Source organism: Mesorhizobium waitakense, assembly GCF_056431085.1.
Map to the genome: position 1 here is coordinate 1 of NZ_JBWKME010000244.1, position 530 is coordinate 530.

Below are 530 nucleotides of genomic sequence, written 5' to 3' on the forward strand. Positions count from 1 at the left end.
TCGGCAAACCAGCGTCGTGCTTCATGGGATTGAGCCAGAAAGCTTCGCTGCAGGCAGGTATAAGTTTCCAGAACATTCTGCGTGGCAGAGAGGATCTGGCGGGCGCGACTGAACTGGTAATCGTCGCCCTCAAGCGCCGGGGTATGGGACTTTGGCGGCTTCAGCGACGGAAGTCCCAGAGCTTGCTCCCGGTGATCGAACGCGCGCAAATGCTCATAAAGCTGCGGCCGGTCGCCGAGGATGATGACGGTGTCGCCGTCGAAGTCGCCGTCAAGTTTTTTCTGCTCACCGGTCGGGACAGCCACCAACGAGCCCGGGGCAAACACCTCGGTCGCCTGCAGGATGCCGAGGCAGTCGAGCGGCGTGTCCACCTTGACGCGGTCCTTGCTCGAGGTCCAGCTCGCATGGCATTTGACGTCCTCGGCAGACATCACCAGCCCACGGTCGGCGTAGGCGGCCGGCCACATCTTATCCGGGACAACGATCAGAATGCCTTTGGCAAAAAAGGTCGGATCGTTGGCCGCCAGTTC

1 pseudogene is annotated in these 530 nt (G+C 61.1%); it reads right to left on the minus strand.

What is annotated here, in order from left to right:
- A pseudogene (locus AC07FD_RS39540) lies at nucleotides 1-530 on the minus strand (shikimate kinase); the annotation flags it as partial.